22 protein-coding genes are annotated in these 20,310 nt (G+C 40.1%); 6 read left to right on the forward strand and 16 right to left on the reverse strand.

Annotation, left to right across the window (positions count from 1 at the left end; all coding sequences use genetic code 11):
• The first annotated feature begins 44 nt into the window (after positions 1–44).
• Complete coding sequence (dsbD, locus tag B9N65_RS01375) at positions 45–1,772, forward strand: protein-disulfide reductase DsbD (protein ID WP_087582514.1); 1,728 nt, start codon at positions 45–47, stop codon at positions 1,770–1,772.
• A 684-nt stretch (positions 1,773–2,456) separates the two neighbouring features.
• On the opposite strand, the gene kdsB is transcribed toward dsbD, so the two are convergent.
• Genes kdsB through B9N65_RS01405 form a run of 6 tightly spaced genes read right to left on the reverse strand, consistent with a single transcriptional unit; the run spans position 2,457 to position 7,780 of the window.
• Entirely contained in the window at positions 2,457–3,167 is a 711-nt protein-coding gene (gene kdsB / locus B9N65_RS01380; protein WP_087582515.1) for a 3-deoxy-manno-octulosonate cytidylyltransferase, read from the reverse strand.
• Positions 3,164–4,627 (reverse strand): threonine synthase, encoded by a 1,464-nt coding sequence (gene thrC, locus B9N65_RS01385; RefSeq protein ID WP_087582516.1) that lies wholly within the window; start codon positions 4,625–4,627, stop codon positions 3,164–3,166. The genes kdsB and thrC overlap by 4 nt, the downstream gene beginning before the upstream one ends.
• On the reverse strand, positions 4,624–4,938 hold the full coding sequence (gene cutA / locus B9N65_RS11385; protein WP_021090148.1) for a divalent-cation tolerance protein CutA: 315 nt from the start codon (positions 4,936–4,938) through the stop codon (positions 4,624–4,626). The genes thrC and cutA overlap by 4 nt, the downstream gene beginning before the upstream one ends.
• A gap of 50 nt (positions 4,939–4,988) precedes the next feature.
• A complete protein-coding gene (locus B9N65_RS01395; protein WP_087582517.1) occupies positions 4,989–5,909 on the reverse strand; it encodes a tetraacyldisaccharide 4'-kinase in 921 nt (306 codons plus the stop codon).
• Positions 5,902–7,032, reverse strand: a complete 1,131-nt coding sequence (locus tag B9N65_RS01400) for a DegT/DnrJ/EryC1/StrS family aminotransferase (RefSeq protein WP_087582518.1) — start codon at positions 7,030–7,032, stop codon at positions 5,902–5,904. The genes B9N65_RS01395 and B9N65_RS01400 overlap by 8 nt, the downstream gene beginning before the upstream one ends.
• 10 nt (positions 7,033–7,042) lie before the next feature.
• Positions 7,043–7,780 carry an NAD+ synthase gene (locus tag B9N65_RS01405; protein WP_087582519.1) on the reverse strand — a complete coding sequence of 246 codons (738 nt, stop codon included), beginning with the start codon at positions 7,778–7,780 and terminating at the stop codon, positions 7,043–7,045.
• 120 nt (positions 7,781–7,900) lie between these two features.
• Between B9N65_RS01405 and B9N65_RS01410 the strand changes: the two genes are divergently transcribed.
• Positions 7,901–8,503: an MBL fold metallo-hydrolase gene (locus B9N65_RS01410; protein ID WP_087582520.1), complete on the forward strand. Its 603-nt coding sequence runs from the start codon at positions 7,901–7,903 to the stop codon at positions 8,501–8,503.
• Between the two features lie 137 nt (positions 8,504–8,640).
• On the opposite strand, the gene dnaK is transcribed toward B9N65_RS01410, so the two are convergent.
• The 3 genes from dnaK to B9N65_RS01425 are packed head-to-tail and all read right to left on the reverse strand — an operon-like array spanning position 8,641 to position 11,880.
• Positions 8,641–10,515 carry a molecular chaperone DnaK gene (gene dnaK / locus B9N65_RS01415; protein WP_087582521.1) on the reverse strand — a complete coding sequence of 625 codons (1,875 nt, stop codon included), beginning with the start codon at positions 10,513–10,515 and terminating at the stop codon, positions 8,641–8,643.
• A 31-nt stretch (positions 10,516–10,546) separates the two neighbouring features.
• Positions 10,547–11,089: a nucleotide exchange factor GrpE gene (gene grpE, locus B9N65_RS01420; protein WP_021090155.1), complete on the reverse strand. Its 543-nt coding sequence runs from the start codon at positions 11,087–11,089 to the stop codon at positions 10,547–10,549.
• On the reverse strand, positions 11,086–11,880 hold the full coding sequence (locus tag B9N65_RS01425; protein WP_087582732.1) for an HrcA family transcriptional regulator: 795 nt from the start codon (positions 11,878–11,880) through the stop codon (positions 11,086–11,088). Before B9N65_RS01425 ends, grpE begins: the two co-directional genes overlap by 4 nt.
• Before the next feature lie 368 nt (positions 11,881–12,248).
• On the opposite strand from B9N65_RS01425, the gene B9N65_RS01430 reads away from it, so the two are divergent.
• From B9N65_RS01430 to B9N65_RS01440, 3 genes are all read left to right on the forward strand, one after another.
• The gene (locus B9N65_RS01430) at positions 12,249–12,494 is read left to right on the forward strand and encodes a DNA-binding protein (RefSeq protein ID WP_087582522.1); all 246 of its coding nucleotides are present in this window, start codon (positions 12,249–12,251) and stop codon (positions 12,492–12,494) included.
• Positions 12,495–12,674: a hypothetical protein gene (locus B9N65_RS01435; protein ID WP_087580935.1), complete on the forward strand. Its 180-nt coding sequence runs from the start codon at positions 12,495–12,497 to the stop codon at positions 12,672–12,674.
• Between the two features lie 141 nt (positions 12,675–12,815).
• The gene (locus B9N65_RS01440; protein WP_257640006.1) at positions 12,816–13,286 is read left to right on the forward strand and encodes a hypothetical protein; all 471 of its coding nucleotides are present in this window, start codon (positions 12,816–12,818) and stop codon (positions 13,284–13,286) included.
• An 87-nt stretch (positions 13,287–13,373) separates the two neighbouring features.
• On the opposite strand, the gene B9N65_RS01445 is transcribed toward B9N65_RS01440, so the two are convergent.
• Genes B9N65_RS01445 through B9N65_RS01475 form a run of 7 tightly spaced genes read right to left on the reverse strand, consistent with a single transcriptional unit; the run spans position 13,374 to position 19,882 of the window.
• Positions 13,374–14,651: a dihydroorotase gene (locus B9N65_RS01445; protein ID WP_087582523.1), complete on the reverse strand. Its 1,278-nt coding sequence runs from the start codon at positions 14,649–14,651 to the stop codon at positions 13,374–13,376.
• Between the two features lie 2 nt (positions 14,652–14,653).
• The gene (locus B9N65_RS01450; RefSeq protein WP_002942659.1) at positions 14,654–15,583 is read right to left on the reverse strand and encodes an aspartate carbamoyltransferase catalytic subunit; all 930 of its coding nucleotides are present in this window, start codon (positions 15,581–15,583) and stop codon (positions 14,654–14,656) included.
• Between the two features lie 17 nt (positions 15,584–15,600).
• Complete coding sequence (locus tag B9N65_RS01455; RefSeq protein ID WP_087582524.1) at positions 15,601–16,011, reverse strand: tetratricopeptide repeat protein; 411 nt, start codon at positions 16,009–16,011, stop codon at positions 15,601–15,603.
• Positions 16,012–16,020: 9 nt separating this feature from the next.
• Positions 16,021–16,248 carry a hypothetical protein gene (locus B9N65_RS01460; protein WP_012140046.1) on the reverse strand — a complete coding sequence of 76 codons (228 nt, stop codon included), beginning with the start codon at positions 16,246–16,248 and terminating at the stop codon, positions 16,021–16,023.
• A complete protein-coding gene (locus tag B9N65_RS01465) occupies positions 16,245–17,270 on the reverse strand; it encodes a DHH family phosphoesterase (protein WP_087582525.1) in 1,026 nt (341 codons plus the stop codon). Before B9N65_RS01465 ends, B9N65_RS01460 begins: the two co-directional genes overlap by 4 nt.
• 9 nt (positions 17,271–17,279) lie before the next feature.
• Entirely contained in the window at positions 17,280–19,475 is a 2,196-nt protein-coding gene (gene flhA / locus B9N65_RS01470) for a flagellar biosynthesis protein FlhA (protein ID WP_087582526.1), read from the reverse strand.
• 2 nt (positions 19,476–19,477) lie between these two features.
• Positions 19,478–19,882, reverse strand: a complete 405-nt coding sequence (locus B9N65_RS01475; protein WP_004317794.1) for an Rrf2 family transcriptional regulator — start codon at positions 19,880–19,882, stop codon at positions 19,478–19,480.
• Between the two features lie 146 nt (positions 19,883–20,028).
• Here B9N65_RS01475 and rpsO point away from each other — a divergent pair, with 146 nt between their 5' ends.
• A complete protein-coding gene (rpsO, locus tag B9N65_RS01480; protein ID WP_004317763.1) occupies positions 20,029–20,301 on the forward strand; it encodes a 30S ribosomal protein S15 in 273 nt (90 codons plus the stop codon).
• Positions 20,302–20,310 lie beyond the last annotated feature (9 nt).

Raw genomic sequence — 20,310 nt, forward strand, 5'->3', positions numbered from 1 at the left:
GAATTTAGACTAAAATCATCTCTTTTAATTTAGCAAGGATTAACATGTTTTTTAAATTTATTTTCTCTCTCATTTTGTTTGCAGGCACGCTTTTTGCCGAGGTTTTAGACGTTAGTAAGGCATTTGTTTTAAGCCCCAGTATCGATGAACAAGGTGTTGAGATCAAGTTTAAATTTGGCGAAAATATCTACCTTTATAAAGATAGCTTTGAGGTTAAACTTGGCGAAGAGAAGATAAACAACCTCTTAAATATGCCAAAGAGCGAAAACACCGGCGAATATGAAATTTACCCAAAAGATTTTTCACTATTTATCCCATTAAATTTAGTAAAAGAGCATCTTAAAAACGGCAGTGCTAGGCTAAATTTAAGTTATCAAGGTTGTGCTAAAAATGGCATCTGTTACCGCCCGCAAACTAAAATTTACGACATCTTTGAGAAATTTGACAAATTTAGCATCATAGCCTTTGAAAAAGAGCAAAAAGATGAAACAAATCCTGAATTTACCGAGCTTTCAGAAGATCAAAGCATCGCAAACGAGCTAAGCAGCAAAAACTTTTTTATCTCGCTTGCGACATTTTTTGGCTACGGTCTCTTGCTCTCGCTCACACCTTGCGTCTTCCCGATGATACCGATCCTATCAAGCATCATCGTCTCAAAGGGTGGCAGCCTAAATGCCAAAAAAGGCTTCTTGCTCTCGCTAGTCTATGTCGTTGCGATGAGCCTTGCCTACGCGCTTGCTGGCGTTGGGGCAAGCCTGCTTGGCTTTGGCATCGCAGGGACTCTGCAAAACATCTACGTACTTGGCGCGTTTGCGGCCATTTTTATCATCTTGAGCTTTAGTATGTTTGGCTTTTACGACATCAAACTGCCCTCTAAATTTGAAAATATGATCAGCAAAAAGTCACAAAACAGCTCAGGCCTCATCGGCATTTTCATCATGGGTTTTGCCTCAGCGCTCATTGTCTCACCTTGCGTGGCAGCACCGCTAGCAGGCGCACTTCTTTACATCGCGCAAAGCGGAGATGCCATTTATGGGGGCATCATGCTCTTTGTCATGGGGCTAGGCATGGGCGCGCCGCTTCTTGTGATAGGGCTAAGCTCAGGCAAGCTCCTGCCAAGACCTGGCGGCTGGATGGATGAAGTTAAAAAACTCTTTGGCTTTTTGATGCTCATAATGGCTGTTTGGATCCTCGCACGCGTGCTTGGAGCGTTTTTTGAGCTACTAGGTTATGGCGTCATAGGCGTCTTTGCGGCCATTTATCTTGGAGCGTTTGAGGCAGCAAATAGCGGCTGGGCTAAATTTAAAAAAGCGCTTTGCGTGCTAGTTTTTATCTACTCGCTCATGCTAATAATCGGTGCATTTTTGGGCTCAAAAGACGCGTTTTCGCCGCTTTCTGGGCTAAATTTAGCCAAAAACGAGAGCGAGCTAAATTTCAAACAAGCTAGAAATTTAAACGAGCTAAATGAGATGTTAACAAGCTCAAGCAATCCAGTGCTTGTGGACTTCTACGCTGACTGGTGCGCGAGCTGCAAAGAGATAGAGCACATCACTTTTAAGGACGCCGGCGTGAAAAATGCTTTGGCAAATTTTACGCTTATTCGTATCGACGTGACAAGTGGCGGGGCACAAAACGATGAGATGCTAAGAAATTTTGGGCTCATCGATCCGCCTGCACTTCTACTTTTTAAAGGTGGCGAAGAGCAAAAAGCACTTAGGACGATCGGCTTTATAAATGCTAAAAATTTCATAGCAAAGCTTGAGAAAATTTAGATTACGAAGGCAAATTTGGCTGAAATTTTTAAATTTATCAGTCAAATTTCTCTAGGTTTTTCAGACCTTGTAACTAACTAGAAAAGTAGCAAAGAAACAAATTTGAGCTATCAAATTTATATCGTGTAGAGACGCAAGTAAAATCGCAAAGTCAAAACTTGCAATCATCTTAAATTTATCAAATTTTAAAAATATCAGTGATTTTGGTTTGGTTTTATGATTGTAAAACAACCAAATTTTAATCAAATTTCACTCATCTCACGCACAAACAAGACCGAAAGCCAAAGATAAAAAATCTCGCTCAAGCGATCACCTTAAATTTATAAAATTTAAGATATGCCAACGAATAAAAATATAAACTAAATTTAGCTTTGCACAAAGGCAGCAACACAACTAAAATTTAATCATTTTTTTTGCCAAACAGTGTGCGGACAAGACCACGATGCAAAAACAAAACTCAGTAAAATTTGCGGTTGTCTTAGTTTTAAAATATCTCAGTAAATAGGCAAAATTATTCAAATAAATTTAAAATATGAAGTACGCAGTAAATTTAACCAATAACATGGCTAAATTGAGCAAGGCCACAAAATCAAAAACAAAAATCAGCTAAATCATTACCCAAATTTATAAAATTCAGATTTTGCTCTGCCGCAGCAAAGACGCCAAAGCAGAGCAAATTTAGGCTCATTTGCCAAATTTAGCTAGCGCTCTTTGGTAGTCCTCTTCGCTGTCGATGCCGATACTTTGACTTTCAACCTCTAGCATCGCTATCCTTTTGCCATTTTCTATGGCGCGCAGCTGCTCTAGTTTCTCGGTATTTTCAAGGCTTGAAGGCAAGAGGCCGCAAAACTCATTTAGGCTTTTTACGCTGTATCCGTAGATGCCAAGGTGTGCCTTGTAGCTTTTGCACTCGCTTCTGTTAAATGGTATCCTTGATCTTGAAAAATAAAGCGCATATCCCTCAAAATCAGTCACCACTTTGACTAAATTTTTATCATCTGCAAACTCATCGTCCATCTTTTTATAGCAAGAAAACATAAAGGCTTTTTCTCTATTTTGCTCGCAAAATGCCCTAAATTTAGCGATATTTTCAGGCTCGATAAATGGCTCATCAGCCTGAACATTTATGATGATCTCGCTCCCTCTTAACCCCAAAATTTGCGCCGCTTCGTTTATCCTGTCAGTGCCACTTTGATGATCTTTGCTAGTTAGAACTGCTTTTATGCCGTGAGCCTTGGCGATATCAAGCACGCTTGGCTCATCCACCGCAACCGCTACATCGTCCACGCCGCTTACTCTAAGAGCCGTCGCCACAAACATCGGCACGCCATTTATCTCTTTTAAAATTTTATTACTAAACCTTGTTGAGGCAAGGCGGGCTGGGATGATTATCATCGCTCGATCCATTCTAGGACGCACTTTTCGATCTCGTCCTCTTTTATGATATTTTTATGCAAAATTTTTGCGCTAAACAGCGAGTTTATCGAGCTTGGCACGCTGTCGTTTAAGATTTTAGCGGTCTTTGCGAGCGCATCTTTTTCATCTTTTGTATCTTTGATCTGGCACGCTTTGATCATGCTTGGCGTAAATTTCACCCAGTGCGCGGTCGATGTGATGACGCTTACTCGGCTAGTATCCACCATCTTAAAGCAAGTTGCCGTATGCGGATCGATCGCATAGCCGCCCTTTGCGAGCTTTGCGATATATGCCTCGCACTCTTTGTCGTCGCACCAGCTAGCCTCAAAGTCCTCTTTTAGCGCTTCAAGCTCTTGCTTGCTAAGCTTATAAAATTTGTTTTTAGCTAGGCTTTGCATAAGCTCATTAGTTCTAACACTACCAAATTTATCAAATAGCAAGCGCTCGACGTTTGAGCTTACCAAAATGTCCATGGCTGGGCTTATCGTCTTAACCAGCTTTTTGTCTCTTAGGTCATAAACGCCGGTGGTGAAAAACTGTGTCAAGATGTTATTTGCGTTTGAGGCGATCTTGATCTTGCCGATCTTTGCGCCCATTTTTTTAGCGTAATACGCTCCAAGCGCATTGCCGAAATTTCCGCTTGGCACGATGATATCAAAGCTCTCGTTTGCCTTAAGTGCCTTTTGTTTTAGCAAATTTGCGTAGGCGTAGGCGTGGTAGATGATCTGAAAGAGAATTCTGCCAAAATTTACCGAGTTTGCCGCGCTTAGTTTAAGGCGTTTTTTCTTAAGCTCAGATTTAAATTTATCATTTGCAAGCAGCGTTTTTAGCGCTCTTTGGGCGTCATCAAAGTCGCCTTTTATGCCAAAAACCTTTAAATTTTCACCCTGCATGGTCTGCATCTGAAGCTTTTGCACCTCGCTCGTGCCGCCATCTGGATAGAGGCAGACGACCTTGATATTTTCGTCGTTTGCAAAAGTCTGAAGTGTCGCAGGACCCGTGTCACCGCTAGTTGCGCACATGATAAGGTATCTTTCGCCTCTTTCATTTGCTAGCTGGCTAAGCAGCGAGCCAAAGGGCTGAAGCGCCATATCCTTAAATGCCCTTGTTGGGCCGTGATAGAGCTCATTTACGTATAAATTTTTATCTATTTTTTTAAAAATGACTGGGTGTTTTGGATCATCAAAGCTTGCATATCTCTTGAGCGCTTTTTTGAAAAACGCCTCAGATACATCAAATTTAAATAGCGAGATGATATGAAGTGCGAGCTTTTCGTAGCTTAGGCTTGAGAGCTCTTGCCACTTTGCCTTTGTGATCTTTGGTAGCTTCTTTGGCGCGTAAAGTCCGCCGTGAGCGGAGCTTGGGCTAAGCATGGCTGTGCTTAAATTTACATTTTTTACCTTTTCATCTTTCACGCTTCTAGTTGGTGTTAGTCTCATTTTTTACCTTTTTTGGTTGATTTTTTTATCCAATTTTCATATTTTTTAAAAACATCTTTTGGCTTAAGTGCCAAAATTTCTGGGGTTTCGTAGCTGTGGTGCTTTCTTATAAATTTAGCTACTTTTTTAAATTTAACGTCCGTTTTTATGAGTAAAATTTGCTCTTTTTCATCACAAAGCTTCTCTTGCCAAAGATAAATGCTCTTTGCGCTAAAGCTACTCACGCAAGCTGCAAGTCCCTTTTTTACGAGCTTTTTGCTTAGTTTTTTTGCCTCTTTTTTCTTTGCGACTGAGGTGATTAAAATTCTCATTTTGATCTAAATTTTCCTTTTAAAAAGTGGCTCATTATAACAAAATGGGCTTAAATTTGCTTCGCCAAAACCTTTTTAAACTCCTCACTTAGCGTAACTTCAAGCGTGATAAGCGATACTCTCAGCCCAAAATCCTTTACCTTTACATAGTCTTTTTGCGTCATCAAAAGCGAGGTGGCGCCGTAACTTTGCAAAATTTCACTTAGCTCTTCTTTTGAAAAGTCGTAGTGATCAGGGAAAAAGACCTGTCCCACGCACTCGCTAAAAAATGCTTCAAGGCGGGCTGGGTTTGCTATGGCGGTAACTAGCACCATTTTTTCGCTTTTATTTAGAATTTCGCTCTTTCTAAAGTGAGTTTGCCCCTCACGTGCGATGAAATCACCAAATTTATAAAAGCTAAATGGATATCTATAAGCCCCGCTTGGCAGGCAAAGCTTTAGCTTTGGCTCTGGGTTTGGACGCACCAAGATGTCAAATTTGGCTATATCAAATTTAGAAAATCCATCATCCAGCAAGATATACTTTGCGCCATGCTTTTTGGCGTAGTCTATGGCTACTTTTCTATCTTCGCTTACTATCACATTTGCGTTTTTGATGCTTGTAGCGTATATCATCGCCTCATCGCCACTTGCCGCCACGTCAAGTAAAATTTCGCCATCCCTTGCGACAACTTGCATGCCCTTGCTCTTTCTTTTGTATCCTCTAAGAATGATAAAAGCGCCTTCGAAATTTTTAGCGATAGCTACGCAAAGTGGGGTCTTGCCGCTTCCTCCAAGGGTTAAGTTTCCAACGCTTATTATTTTTATGCCAAAGTCCTTTTTTTGCGCGCTAAATTTCTTGCAAACAACGACTAAAGCGTAGATAAGACTTAGTGGCAAAAGTAAAAATGCTAGTAAAATTTGAAAGAAATTTGGGCGAAAGAAGTAGTCATTCGCCCAGGCGTGTAAAAGGATGTTAAATTTCTTAAACACGAGATTTAGAAATTTCTTTTACCGTGTTGCAGATGTATTGCACCTCTTCATCGCTCAAACTATGATAGATAGGTAGCGACAAGACTTGCTGATACGCTTTTAGAGCATTTGGGAAGTCATTTACTTTAAGCGAATATTTATTTTTATAATAGCTTAGCAAATGTATCGGTATGTAGTGCAGCGAAGTGTGAATTCCACGCTCCAAAAGCTCTCTAGCAAAGCTGTCGCGGTTTTTATTTATCTTGATGATGTACTGAGTGTAGATGTGCTCGCGTTTTTTGACTGGAGTTGTGATGTTGTGATACTCTTTAAGCTCTTTATCGTAAATTTCAGCGATCTTTTTTCTACGTTTTATAAGCTCGTCTGTCTTTTCAAGCTGAGCGATAGAAAATGCCGCATTTATCGAGTTTATGTCATATTTTAAACCGATATCAACAACGTCGTAGATGTAGCTTAAACTACCAAATTTATCTATACCATTTACAAGGGCGTAGTTGCGAAGCAATTTTGCTTTTTTATAGACCTCTTCGTCGTTTGTCGTGAAAAAGCCAACCGTTGAGATTGGATTTTGCACGCGTGAGTTTGTCTGAAAGCACGATAAGAACGAGTCTGAACCGACTTTTTTGCCGTTATATGTAAGACCTATGCCGCGGTTTGCGTCGTCTAAGACGACGATGCCATACTTATCGCAGATAGCCTTTATCTCATCAAGCTTAGCACTTTGTCCAGCGATGTGTGAGATAAAAGCACACTTTAGTTTTTTGTGATTTTGCTCTTTTAGTACCTTTTCAAGGGCTTCTGGACTGATGTTAAAGTCCTCTTCATCGATATCGACAAAGATAGGCTCAGCATCAAAATGTCTAACAGCCTGAGCTATACTAGGGAAGGCATTTACTGAGCAGATGACCTTATCGCCGCGCTTTGTGTCCATCGCACTTAGCGCTAGATGATGCGCTGCTGCGATGTTGTTTGTAGTGATAACAAATTTAGCACCAAAGTACTCTTTTAGCTTTTCTTCAAATTTAGCAACTGTATCAGTGGCATTTTCAGAATGCAAAGCCTCTTCGATAAGCTCACTTTCGCGCTCAGTGATAGTCGGTTTGTAAAACGGAATTTCTCTCATCTTTAATCCTTTAAATTTTCACTATCAACGGCATTTGTCGTTTAAACCTGTTTGACACAACTCTATTTTCTATATCCAAGACCGCTTTTGATCCAAACTTTTTGATGGCTTGCTCCTTGTTATTTTCTAAATTTTGTAAAATCTCGTCAATGACAGCGTAGCTGTAACCTATGTCACCCTCGTCACTTTGTCCATCCCAAAGATCAGCTGAAGGCGCTTTTTTGATAAAATTTTCATCAACACCAAGATGTTTTGCAAATTCAAAAATTTCACTCTTATAAAGCTCTCCGATAGGATTTATCGCGCACGCCAAATCCCCAAATATCGTGCCATAGCCAAGCATAAGCTCACTTTTGTTGCTTGTGCCGATGACTAGAGCGTTTATACTAGATGAATAATCATAAAGCAAGCTCATTCTAACTCTAGCTGCTAAATTCCCTTTTCTTAAATTGCTTAAATTTACATCTATCGTTTCGTAAAAGGCATTTAAAATGCTCTCAATGGATAAAACCTTGTATTTTATGTTTAGTTTTTCGCATAAATTTAAGGCATCGTCCATATTTTCTTTATTTGATGATGCTGTTGGCATGATGAGTGCATGAGTTTCATCTGGCTTTGCTCTCGCACAAAGTGTCGCAACCACAGCAGAATCAATACCGCCGCTTACGCCTAATAGTAGTTTTTTACCTTTAGTTTTATCTTTTAAGCTAAAAACTAAGGTTTCTTCTATTTTTTGATACCCCTTCATTGTCCCTTTGCCTAAATTTGCTTCCTTTTGCAAAAATTATACTAATTAAATTTAAAATTTTTCTTTAAGTTTAAGTAAAAAGATGCAAATATTTAAGAAATAATAAATTTAAGGTAAAAAATGAGAGTAATGCATAAAAATTTTGGCGATTTTGGAACAAATTGCTACATCGTCACCAAAAATGGCTCAAGTTTAGTGATAGATCCAGGCGATGGGGCAAAAGAGTGGGTTTTGCAAAATGCACAAAATTTAAAGGCGATACTTTGCACTCATGGGCATTTTGACCATATTTACGACGTGAGCGAGCTAAAAAATGAGCTAAAAATCCCAGTTTATATCAATAAATTTGATGCTTTTATGTGTGAGAGTGACATTTTTGGCTATATGAAAAATACCTTTGTGCCAGACATTTTAGTTGATGGCGATGAGAGCTTTGCGGTGGGTGACTTTTCTTTTAAATTTCACCATTTTCCAGGGCATACACCGGGCTGTTCGATGATAGAGATAGAAGATGCGATGTTTAGTGGGGATTTTTTATTTAAAGGTAGTATCGGACGCTGGGATTTTCCATTTTCAAACAAAAACGAGATGCTAAATAGTTTAGAAAAATGCAAAAATCTAAAAGGCGACTTCGCACTTTATCCAGGACACGGCGAAAGCAGCACACTAAAAGCCGAGCAACAAGAGCTTGATAGGTGGATAGAGATCGTAAGAAGGTCTTAAATTTTTAGGCTTGGCTAAATTTTAAAAATTTATACTTTTCATCTTACAAGATAATGTTGTGAGAGTGTGTTAAGAAGTGTTTAGAGGTTTAAATTTATAAGCTAAAAGAGCAAGGCAAGTGCCCTGCCCTAGGAGTTTTACTCGACTTCAGCGTCTATTACGTCGTCGTCTTTTTTGTTGTTGCCGCCGTTTGCGCCAGCGTTTTCATCTTTTTTATACATAGCTTCTGCAAGTTTATGGCTAGCTTTACTTAGAGCTTCTACCTTTGCATCGATCTGCTCTTTTGAAGAGTTTTCGTCTTTTAGAACCTCTTTTAGATCATTTAGCGCAGCTTCGATGTTGCTTCTATCATCAGCTGGGACTTTCTCGCCAAGCTCGCTCATGCTCTTTTCAGTTTGATGAACTAGTGCATCGGCTTGGTTTCTAGCTTCAACTGCATCTTTGCGTTTTTTATCCTCTTCTTTGTGAAGCTCAGCGTCTTTTACCATGCTATTTATCTCATCTTCGCTAAGACCGCTTGATCCTGAGATAGTGATGTTTTGGGCTTTACCAGTTGCTTTATCTTTTGCTGAAACGGTTAAAATTCCGTTTGCGTCGATGTCAAATTCAACTTCGATTTGAGGCACGCCTCTTGGAGCTGCTGGGATACCTTCGAGGTTAAAGTTACCAAGTGATTTATTATCCCTTGCAAACTCACGCTCACCTTGTAAAACCATGATAGTAACGGCATTTTGGTTATCTTCTGCAGTTGAGAAGACTTGACTTTTCTTAGTTGGTATAGTTGTGCCTTTTTCGATGATCTTTGTCATCACGCCGCCAAGTGTCTCGATACCAAGGCTAAGTGGAGTAACGTCAAGAAGTAGCACGTCTTTTACGTCACCTTTGATAACCGCACCTTGGATCGCAGCACCGATAGCTACGACTTCATCTGGATTTACGCTCTTATTTAGCTCTTTGCCAAATGCCTTTTTAACCTCTTCTTGAACAAGTGGTACACGAGTTGAACCACCGACCATTACGACCTCTTTGATGTCGCCCTTGCTTAGACCTGCATCTTTGATGACTTCATTTATCTTAGTGATAGTCTCGCCCACAAGTGAGTCGATCATGCCTTCAAATTTAGCGCGAGTTAGCTTTTTGACAAGGTGTTTTGGACCAGTCGCGTCAGCTGTGATAAATGGTAAATTTATCTCAGTCTCTTGAGCTGAGCTTAGCTCTTTTTTAGCATTTTCAGCGGCTTCTTTTAAGCGTTGAAGTGCCATGATATCGCCTTTTAGATCGATACCAGTTTCGTTTTTGAACTCACTTACTAGCCAGTCGATGATCTTGTTATCAAAGTCATCGCCACCTAAGAATGCGTTACCGCCAGTTGCCAAAACCTCAACGATATTATCGCCAGTTTCAAGCACTGTAACGTCAAATGTACCACCACCTAGGTCATAAACTAAAATTTTCTCAGCCTCTTTTTTATCAAGACCATAGGCAAGTGCCGCAGCTGTTGGCTCGTTGATGATACGAAGCACGTTTAGACCAGCGATAGTACCAGCCTCTTTTGTAGCCTTTCTTTGGCTATCGTTAAAGTATGCAGGCACAGTGATAACCGCGTCTGTCACGCTCTCGCCAAGGTATGCTTCAGCGTCTTCTTTTAGTTTGATAAGAATTTTTGCTGAAATTTCTTGCGGAGTATAGACCTTGCCAGCTATCTCAACCGCGCAAGCGCCGTTTCTATCTACAACGTGATATGGCAAACGAGCCTTTGCCTCTTCAGCATTTTTTTCATTGCTCATCAAACCCATGATACGTTTGATAGAATATATCGTTTTTTCAGGGTTTGTAACTGCTTGACGTTTTGCAACGTCACCTACTAAAATTTCACCTTTGTCTGTAAAAGCAACAACAGATGGAGTTGTGTTTTTACCCTCTTTATTTGGGATAACCTTGCTCTCGCCGCGCTCAAAAACGCTCACACAAGAGTTTGTTGTACCTAAGTCTATACCTATAACTTTTGACATATTTTTCCTTTATTAGATTTATTTTTTAAATTTAGTTTGCCACACTGACCATAGCTGGGCGCAAAACCCTACCATTTATCATATAGCCTTTTTGTAAAGCTTGCACGATCTGACCGCTTTGCTTCTCCTCGCTATCGACCCTTAAAACGGCATTATGCACATTTGGATCAAACTCGGCATCAGTTGCGATCTCGCTCACGCCATGCTTTTCAAAACATTTCTTGAACTGATTTATCGTTATCAAAATGCCCTCTTTGATCTTTTTGGCAAATTCATCATCTTCTGGGTCAAAATTTGCAGCGATCTCGAGCGCATCGATGACTGGGAGCAAGTCCCTTGCAAATTTCTCATTTGCATAGCTTGCAACGTCTGCTTTCTCTTTTTCATAACGCTTTTTGATATTTTCAAACTCAGCATTTGCTCTGTAATATTTATCAGTGATCTCGCCAAGCTCTTTTTCGAGCTTCTCCACTTTTGAGATATCGCTAAGTGCATCTAAATTTACACTATCGCTAGCTGCCTCTTGCACAGGCTCGACCTCAGGTAGATTTTGCTCTTTTACCTCTTCGCTCACGCGGCCTCCTTTATTAGATTTATAAATTTCACATAATCAGTATAAACACTGCCAGCACAGATCATCTGCGCCTCGCTACCAAGGTAGTTTGCTTTAAATTTAAGCCCCATGTAATTTTCATCAAACATAGGAGAAAATGTAAGTTCTTCATCCATCTGCAAGCTAAAACTAGGATCAAAAATCATCTTAAAGCGTCTATCCTTGAACATATTAAAGGCTAAAATTTCATTTTCTTGGAAGTAAATTTTAGTCCTTTTAAGCTCTCTTATCTTGTTTTTTAGTTCGCTTAAGCCAACTTGAGAACAGATAAGCTCAAGCTTGTCTAAACTAACTCCGATAAGGTTGTTTAAAAATTTATACATCCTAGCATCAAATTTGATAACTATCTCATCGCCGCTAAAATTTAAAACCAGATATCTATCATTTAAATTTAAAATTTCTAGCAACTCCTTGTCGATCGTGCCAAAAATCATACAATAAAGTTCAAATTCATCACAGAGCATCTTTAAGCTTCTTAGATCATTTATCTCTAAATTTATGTCGCTTTCAGCAAAAATTTCACTCCAATATCTCCTCATTGCAGCGATAGTTGGGATCCTGCCGCCACTGATGTGAAGTTTTGTGATCTCGCCCTCATCTGAAAGCTTTTTGAAATAAACACGTATCGTAGATGCTGGTATCGCCACGCTCATGCGAGAGCCAAGCTCGTTTGAGCCAATAGGCGCATTGTTCTGTAAATAGGCTTCAATGATAGAATTTAGTATCAAATCGCGTTTATTTGTTTTACTCACTTTTAGCACTCTTTCTTTTTAATTGCTAAGCGGATTATACAACTTTAGTTTATCAATGTCAAGTATATAAGTTAAAAAAATTTATTTACATATATTTAGCCTATATAACTAAACTTTTCTAATGCCTATAATATAAGCTTTGCGTAAAAAGAAATAAAAATTAAAACAGAATAAGAAATTTAACTTCAACATAAAAACCCGAAATTTCTAATTTTATTCAAAAAATTAAAAGTTTTTTATACGTTATAACGTATATTATAAATAATTTTTAGTATGTTTAATGCTTTATTTTGATATTTATATACTATTTTACATTATTTATATAATATTTTAGGTATATTTAATGATAAATAACGTATAATTTTTCAATGATTGAAACAAGTGATATATTTAATTTGCTTCACAATGCAGTTGAGGCAAAAAATATCGGTAAGAAAATTTCACAAGCAAAAATGGCAGAAGATCTTGGCGTACCTATGAGGACATATCAGGACTGGAGACTTGGAAACTCAAGGCCGCAAGCTGCTGCTGCTGTTTGCAAACTGTTATGTGAGCTTGACGATGATGAAATATTATTTGTTGTCAATAAGATGAGAAAATTGCTAGGAAAATAGATGGAAAATTTAACACAAAAAGAGAGAATCGACCTTGAGAGCGTTTTTGCAGTCATTTGCACTAAAAAAGAGTCAAAAATTTTGGTTACTTACAAGGATCTATGCTCGGCTGCAGCTTCAAAATTTCATGTAGTTAAAAACAAGATCAAAAAAGCAAGAGAAAAAAGAGCCAAAATTTAGTATTTTTGGCTTGAAATTTGTATATTTTATAAACTTTGTAGCCAAAAAGGCTGTCAAATAAATTTCATCCTACCTATTTATATATGGTTTTGCTCCGCTTATCTTAACGAGCATCTATCTTAGCTACCAAAATATCTATAAATGGTAGCTTCAGTAGCCAAACGCAAATTTATCAAATTTATTGTCACTAACCTATCTTCTCTGCTTCTTTATTGCGTATATTTCTTATCTATAAATTTTTGGGAGTTTTTCGCTAGGTCAATGAGTAAAGACGGGCTAAATAGGATGGAATTTAAAATTTCAGAGCTTGCAAAGGCGCTTGGTTTTAGCGTCATTTCAAAAGATAGAAACCCAGCTTGGAAGCCTATAAATGATAAATTTGCAAACGATATCTTAGAAGAGCTTAAAATTTATAAGCCAAATGCAAGGATAACAGCTGTGCATGCTGGACTAGAATGTGGAGTGCTTTTGGAGAAAAAAGCAGATCTTAGTGCATGTTCTATTGGACCAAACATCTACTCACCTCACTCTAAAAGAGAGCACTGCGAAGTAGCTTCTGCGCTTTTTATAGAAAAAGTAGTTTGCGGTATAGTTAAAAAATATAACTCATAAAAACTAAAATTTGCTAGAAATTTCTAGCAAATTTTATATCTCAAAGCATCTAAAGCAAATTCGCCCGCAAACGCGAGCAAATTTAGACTATTTTCCAAACTCATAAACGATCTTGCCACTTTTTATCGTGGTAGTCGCTGCGCCTTTTAGCTTTTTGCCAAATAGTGGAGAATTTACCGATTTTGAGCGGTTTATCTTTTCATCATAAATATACTCGATCTCAGGGTCTATCACCGCGATGTCAGCTAGCATGCCCTCAGCAAGCCTGCCCTTATCTTTTAAATTTAGCATCTTAGCCGCATTTGTAGAAGTTAGCTCCACCATGCGCTCTAAGCTTATAACGCCCTCATTTACGAGCTTAAGAGTGAGTGGCACAAGGGTTTGAAGTCCGATGATGCCAAATGGCGCCTTGTCAAATTCCACTATCTTTTCATCCGTGTGATGTGGGGCATGATCGGTGGCGATAACGTCTATAAGTCCGCTTTTTAGCGCCTCTCTCACCGCTTTTACGTCGCTTATCTCACGAAGTGGCGGCGACATTTTGAAATTTGTATCGTAGGCATTTTTCAAAATTTCATCGTCACTAAAGCTAAAGTGGTGAGGTGTCGCCTCGCAAGTGATGTTTATGCCCTCTTTTTTGCCCATTTCGATGATCTTTAGCGAGTACTCTGAGCTTACGTGAGCGATGTGGATGTGCGCTTTGGTGAGCTTTGCAAGCAGCATATCACGGCTCACTGCGATCTCCTCTTTCTCTCTCGCCATGCCGCGAAGTCCAAGTATGGCTGAGACCTTGCCCTCATGCATGACGCCCTGCCTGCAAAGCGAGCAGTCCTCTGAGTGGCTTATACAAAAGCTATTAAACATGCTTGAGTATTCAAGTGCCGCTCTCATCACGCTTGAGCTAGTCACTGGTAGGCCGTCATCACTAAATGCAACTGCGCCAGCCTCTATAAGATCGCCCATTTCAACGATCTCATTACCGCCAAGTCCTTTGCTAATGGCTGCGATTGGCAAAAGATCGATCAGTCCGCAGTTTTTAGCCTTTTCTATCATAGCTCTTGTGATCGAGGCGTTGTCATTTACTGGGTTTGTGTTAGCCATGCAAAGGCAGGTGGTCACTCCTCCAGCCACAGCCGCTTCGGAGCCTGAGATGATGTCGTCTTTATACTCTTGACCAGGATCGCGAAAATGCACGTGCATATCGATAAGTCCTGGCATGACGAGCTTATTTGTAGCGTCGATGACCTTATCAGCCTCAAATTTCTCACTTCCGATTTTGGCTATTTTGCCGTTTTCTATTAGGATATTTGCCTTAAATTTCTCGTCGCTATTTACGATAGTGCCGTTAATTATTGCTATTTTCATCGTTAGCCCCTATTTTTTGCAAGCGTATTTAGTATCGCCATTCTTATAGCAACGCCGTTTTCAACTTGATTTAGTATGACTGAGTGCGTGCCATCAGCCACGTCTGAATTTAACTCCACGCCCCTATTTATCGGTCCTGGGTGCAGCACGATCGCATCAGGCTTTGCTAGCTTTATCCTATTTTTATTTAGTCCAAAGAATTTCGAGTACTCTCTCGAGCTTGGAAATGCCACGTCCGCACCGCCACGCTCTAGTTGGATGCGAAGCATGATGATGACGTCGCTGCCCTCGCAAGCCTCCTCCATATTTTTGCAAATTTGAGACTCAAAGACCTCAGCGTCTTTTGGCATCATCATCCTTGGCGCAAAGAGCTTTAAATTTATACCAAATTTCTTCATCGCCCAGATGTCAGACCTTGCCACGCGGCTTCTAGCGATGTCGCCGATGATCGCCACGTTTAGGTTTTTATCCAAAATTTTACCATGCTCTCTTAGCGTGAAAAGATCAAGCAGAGCTTGGCTTGGGTGCTCATTTGTGCCGTCTCCTGCATTTACGACGCTAGCTTCTGTCCTATCAGCTGCAAATTTCGCCGCTCCAGAGCTTGGGTGGCGAAGCACGATGATATCAGTTCTCATAGCAGCCATGTTATTCATCGTGTCATTTAGACTCTCGCCCTTTGTCACGCTAGAGCTTGACGAGCTGAAATTTATCGTATCAGCCCCAAGCCTCTTTGCTGCGATTTCAAAGGATGTTCTAGTTCTTGTCGAGTTTTCATAAAATGCGTTGATCGTGGTCTTTCCACGAAGGTAGTCATTTTTTTTCACTTGGCTTAAATTTAGCTCCTTAAACTCTTTCGCCGCCTCTAGAAAATATAAAATTTCTTCCTTGCTAAGCTCTCTAGTTCCTATCAAATCTTTATGTTTGTAGCCCATTTTAAGCCCTTTTTGATCTATTTTGTTACAAAGTCGCAAGCTGGTTTGTAGCCGTTATCGCAAGCTTTTTTAAACAAAGCTTTTGCCTTCTCTTCGCTTTTTGCTTCATTATCATCTTTGTCTTTTATAAGGCCATAAGCTGTCATTTCGCCTAGCTTTTCGCAGGCCATACCCTCATTTTCGTCGCACATTTTTGTAAAAATTTTCTCAGCCTGAGCTCTATCTTTCGCCACGCCATCGCCGTTAAATAGCATGATAGCATTCATCGTGCAAGCCTTTTTCTCGCCCTCGCCGCAAGCTTTGTTAAAAGCAAGATAGGCCTCGTTAAAATTTTTCTTTGCATAAAGCTCATTTGCCTTGTCTAAATTTTCATTTGCCATAGCATTTAGCGCAAAAAGTGCTGTCGCTAAAACTAAAATTTTCTTCATATTTTCTCCTTATTTAAATAACTTTGGATGGTGTTTTTTCATATATTCAACTATCTCTATGACCTCATCGCTACCGCTAGCGTCAGAGTTCTCTAGCGCATCATCGATGCACTCGACATAGAGATTTGCCGCCTCTTCAAGCTTCTCTTTTTTTACGCCAGCATAGTAAAACATCGCCTCAAGCACCATGCTAAGCTCGTAGCTAAGCTCCTCTACGCTTACCTCTTCTTCTTTCATATCTCCTCCTGTGTTTTTTTAGTTATTAGATCAACTATCTGCGCCTTGATCGGCTCATAGCTAAAGCCATCTTTGAAATTTGCAAATAGCCCGCCGCTAGCGTTCACGTGTCCGCCGCCGCCAACTAGGTGTTTTGCCATGGCGCTAACATCTAGCTTGCCATTTGCACGAAAGCTTAGCGTTTTTTTATTTGTCACGTCGATAAAGAAGTCAAATTCAGGATTTGCCACTAAAAAGTCGTTGCCGATAACCGAAACATTGCCGACATTGTAGGTTAAAATTCCTTTATGATCTTTATAGCTTATGCTAAATTTCTCTTTATTTTCACTAAGTTTTTTTACGACGTAGTTTGATATTAGATTGCTTAGCGTATCGTCTTTATCCTCTTTGAAAAATGACTTTTTAATAGCATGCACCTGCATGTCAAGGCCTATATAGTCGTTTTTATCGTTAAAAAATTTGCTCGCTTCTTTTAAGAGATGATCCATATAGAGGTTGTTTTCAGCTTCAAACATCACTTTATTTATCTCTTTAGCATTTGCCACAAGCCCCAAGCAGACCTTGCCCATCTCGAAATTTTTATCATCTTTTAGCCAGATATCCACGGCATTTACGACGTCACTAAAAATTTCAAGCTCCTTGTTTTTGCCAAAAATGCCCGCAAAAAAGTCGTAAGTGATCTTTGTAGCGCACCTTGAACTATCTAAAAAGTACCATGAGTAAGCGCTCGCGCACTCGGCACCGCTTTGGTGATGATCTAGCAAAAATAGCTTTATATTTTTGCCCTCTATCATCTCCTCAAAGCTCTCGCACTGAGCTAGGCTTAAATTTAGATCGGTGATCAAAATGACGTTTTTATCATCGTTTGAGGCGTCTATCTCAGATAGAATTTGAGCAAATTTATCATCTATCTCTCTGCCGTAGTTTGAGTTTAGAAATTTCACATCTTTGAAGTAAAAATTTGTTATGTATTGCGCGCCGTATCCGTCAAGATCGGTGTGTGAGAGGTGATAAATTTTCATCTTTTTCCTTTATAAATTTTCTATTTCTATGACGCCAACTGTTTCAAATGGCGTATTTGCCGAGATCTCAGCAAAGCTTAGTACCACTATGTCGATGGCGAAATTTGCGCAGATATTTGCTATAAATTTGCGCAAGCTTGGCTCCACGCAAAGCACCATCTCTCCGTGCTGGCTCATTGGCCGTTTCTCTTTTTCACGCCTAAGTGCTTGCACGATAGATGATGTCTGCGCCACATTTATCATCAAGTGATATGCGCCGTCTTTATACTGCACCGCATCCATGAGCTTTTGCTGCGCGGCGGTGTCTAGGATGTAGAAATTTAGCTGACCCTTTTCATCTACATAAAGCGAGGTGATGACGCGTGAAAGCGCTGCACGCACGTGCTCGATGATCATATCTAAATTTTTACTAACCTCGGCGATGTCGCTGATGGCTTCAAGTATGCTAAGTAGGTCTTTGATCGGGATATTGTCTTTAAGCAGCGTTTTTAAGACCTTTTGGATCAAATTTATAGGTGCGATCCTTAGCGTATCCTCGACCACGACTGGGTAGTCGATCTTTAGTTTGTCTAGTAAATTTTGCGTCTCTTGGCGAGTTAGAAGCTCGGCTGCATTTTGCTTGATAAGCTCGCTCATGTGCGTTGAGATGACGCTTGCAGGATCAACTATCGTATATCCGCTAAGTATGGCGTCCTCTTTGACGCTAGCATCGATCCAAAGAGCATCTAGCCCAAAAGCTGGCTCCTTTGTCGGAATTCCTTCTATATCCTCGCTCACTAGGCCACTATCCATCGCTAGAAATTTATCCGCGTAAATTTCGCCCTGACCGATCACGATGCCTTTTAGCTTAAAGCGGTACTCGTTTGGTGGTAGTTGGAGGTTGTCGCGTATCCTTATCTTTGGCATCAAAAAGCCAAGACTTGAAGCGATATTTCGCCTCATAGCACGAATTCTCTCAATGAGATCCACGTCAGCTAGCTTTAGCAAGCCATATCCTAAGTCAAGCTCTAAAATTTCAAGCTTTAAGATGTCATTTATCTTAGTCTCTTCTTCTCTTGCGATCTCTTCGTCGCTCTTCTTTGGAGCCTTAGCAGCCCCACCACTTGCAGCTGCTGCTCCAGCCCCACTTGGCGTAGCGGCTCCAGCTTTTTTGCCAGCTGTTTTTTCTTTTGGTGCAAGGCTTAAATTTAGCCCGCCATCTTTGGTCTGCTTTATAATGTAGCCAAGTCCCAAAAATAGTAGTGCTATAAAGCCAAGAGATAGAGTTGGCAGACCAGGCACAAGGGCAAACATAAATAGTATGAAGCCCACTATCAGCAAGGTTTTATAGTCGCCTAAGAGTTGATTTAGCGTGCCCTCTGCAAAGTCCTCGTCGTCTTTGCTAGCCCTTGTGATGATGATAGCAGTCGCTGTTGAAGTGATAAGTCCTGGAATCTGGCTCACAAGGCCATCACCGATAGTTAGGATCGTATAGTACTGAGCCGATGTCGCCATATCAAGGCCGTGCTGAAACGAACCGATAGCAAAGCCGCCGATGATGTTAATGATAGTGATGATGATGCCAGCTACGGCGTCACCTTTTATAAATTTAGACGAACCATCCATCGCGCCGTAGAAATTTGCCTCTCCGATGATGGCTTGACGTCTTTCGCGCGCCGTTTTTTCGTCGATCAAACCTGCGTTTAGATCGGCATCTATCGCCATTTGCTTACCAGGCATCGCATCAAGTGTAAAACGTGCTTGCACCTCACTCACACGGGTTGAACCCTTTGTTACGACCATGAAATTTATGAGTACCAAGATACAAAAAACGATGGTGCCGATGACGAAGTTGCCGCCAACGACGAAATTTCCAAAGCTTGAGATGATCTCACTGACCGCTTCTGGGCCATTGTGACCCTCGCTTAAGATCATACGCGTAGTTGCTATGTTTAGCGAGAGGCGAAAAAGAGTGATGATGAGAATGAGCGTCGGAAACGTGCTAAGGTCAGTCGGCTTTGGCACGTAAATAGATATCAAAATAATAAGCACTGAAATCGAGATCGAAAGTGCTAAGAAAAAGTCAAGCACCGCACTTGGAAGCGGAACGATGATGATAGCAAGGATGGCAACGATGATGCCAACGATGCTAAGACTTTTAAATTTGACAATTGGCGCAAGAAACGGTGCGACAAGAGTCAAGATATTATTTTTTTGCTTTGCCAACTTTACTTCTTAACGATGTCACTTAGTTTGATCGCGTCAAGCATCTCGTCGATCTTGCCTTGAAGGCCGCTAAACATCGACCAAATTTGACAGCTTGAGGCTTTGTTTGATGGGCAACCAAGCGCTGAAGATGAGCACTCAAAGACGCTTAGTTCGCGCTTTTCGGCGCATTCGATTATCTTTTTTATGCTTAAATTTTCAGGTTCGCCGTTTAGTGCAAAACCGCCATTTGCTCCTTTAAATGACTTTAAAACTCCATCTTTTGCTAAATTTTGTAAAATTTTTGCCAGAAAACTTTTTGAAATTTTAAGCTCATTTGAGATCGTATCAACATCAACTGGCGATGATTTTTGAGATATTAAAATAAGCGAAAGTAGAGCGTATTCGCTTGCCTTTGTAAAAAGCATTTATCTTCCTTAACTCTTTAAATAGCCCTAATTTTATTAAATTTTTACTGCATTTTTCATTAATTTTTAAAAAGCGTAATTTTATCTAACTTTATGTTTTAAATGCTATAATCGCTCTTCCAAAATTCACCAATCAGGAGGTCATCATGGCTTTGGATTCGGCTAAAAAAGCTCAAATAGTTGCGAAATTCGCTAGAAAAGAGGGAGATACAGGCTCTCCAGAAGTTCAAATAGCTCTTTTAACAGCTAGAATAACTGAACTTACAGAACACCTTAAAATTTTCAAAAAAGACTTTTCATCACGTTTAGGTCTTTTGAAACTAGTTGGTCAAAGAAAAAGACTTTTAAAGTATCTTAAAAACAAAGACTACACTACATATTCAAAACTAATCTCTGAGCTTGGCTTAAGAGATAAATAATCCCACGGA

It is taken from the genome of Campylobacter concisus, assembly GCF_002165815.1.
Taxonomy (GTDB): Bacteria; Campylobacterota; Campylobacteria; order Campylobacterales; family Campylobacteraceae; genus Campylobacter_A; species Campylobacter_A concisus_BH.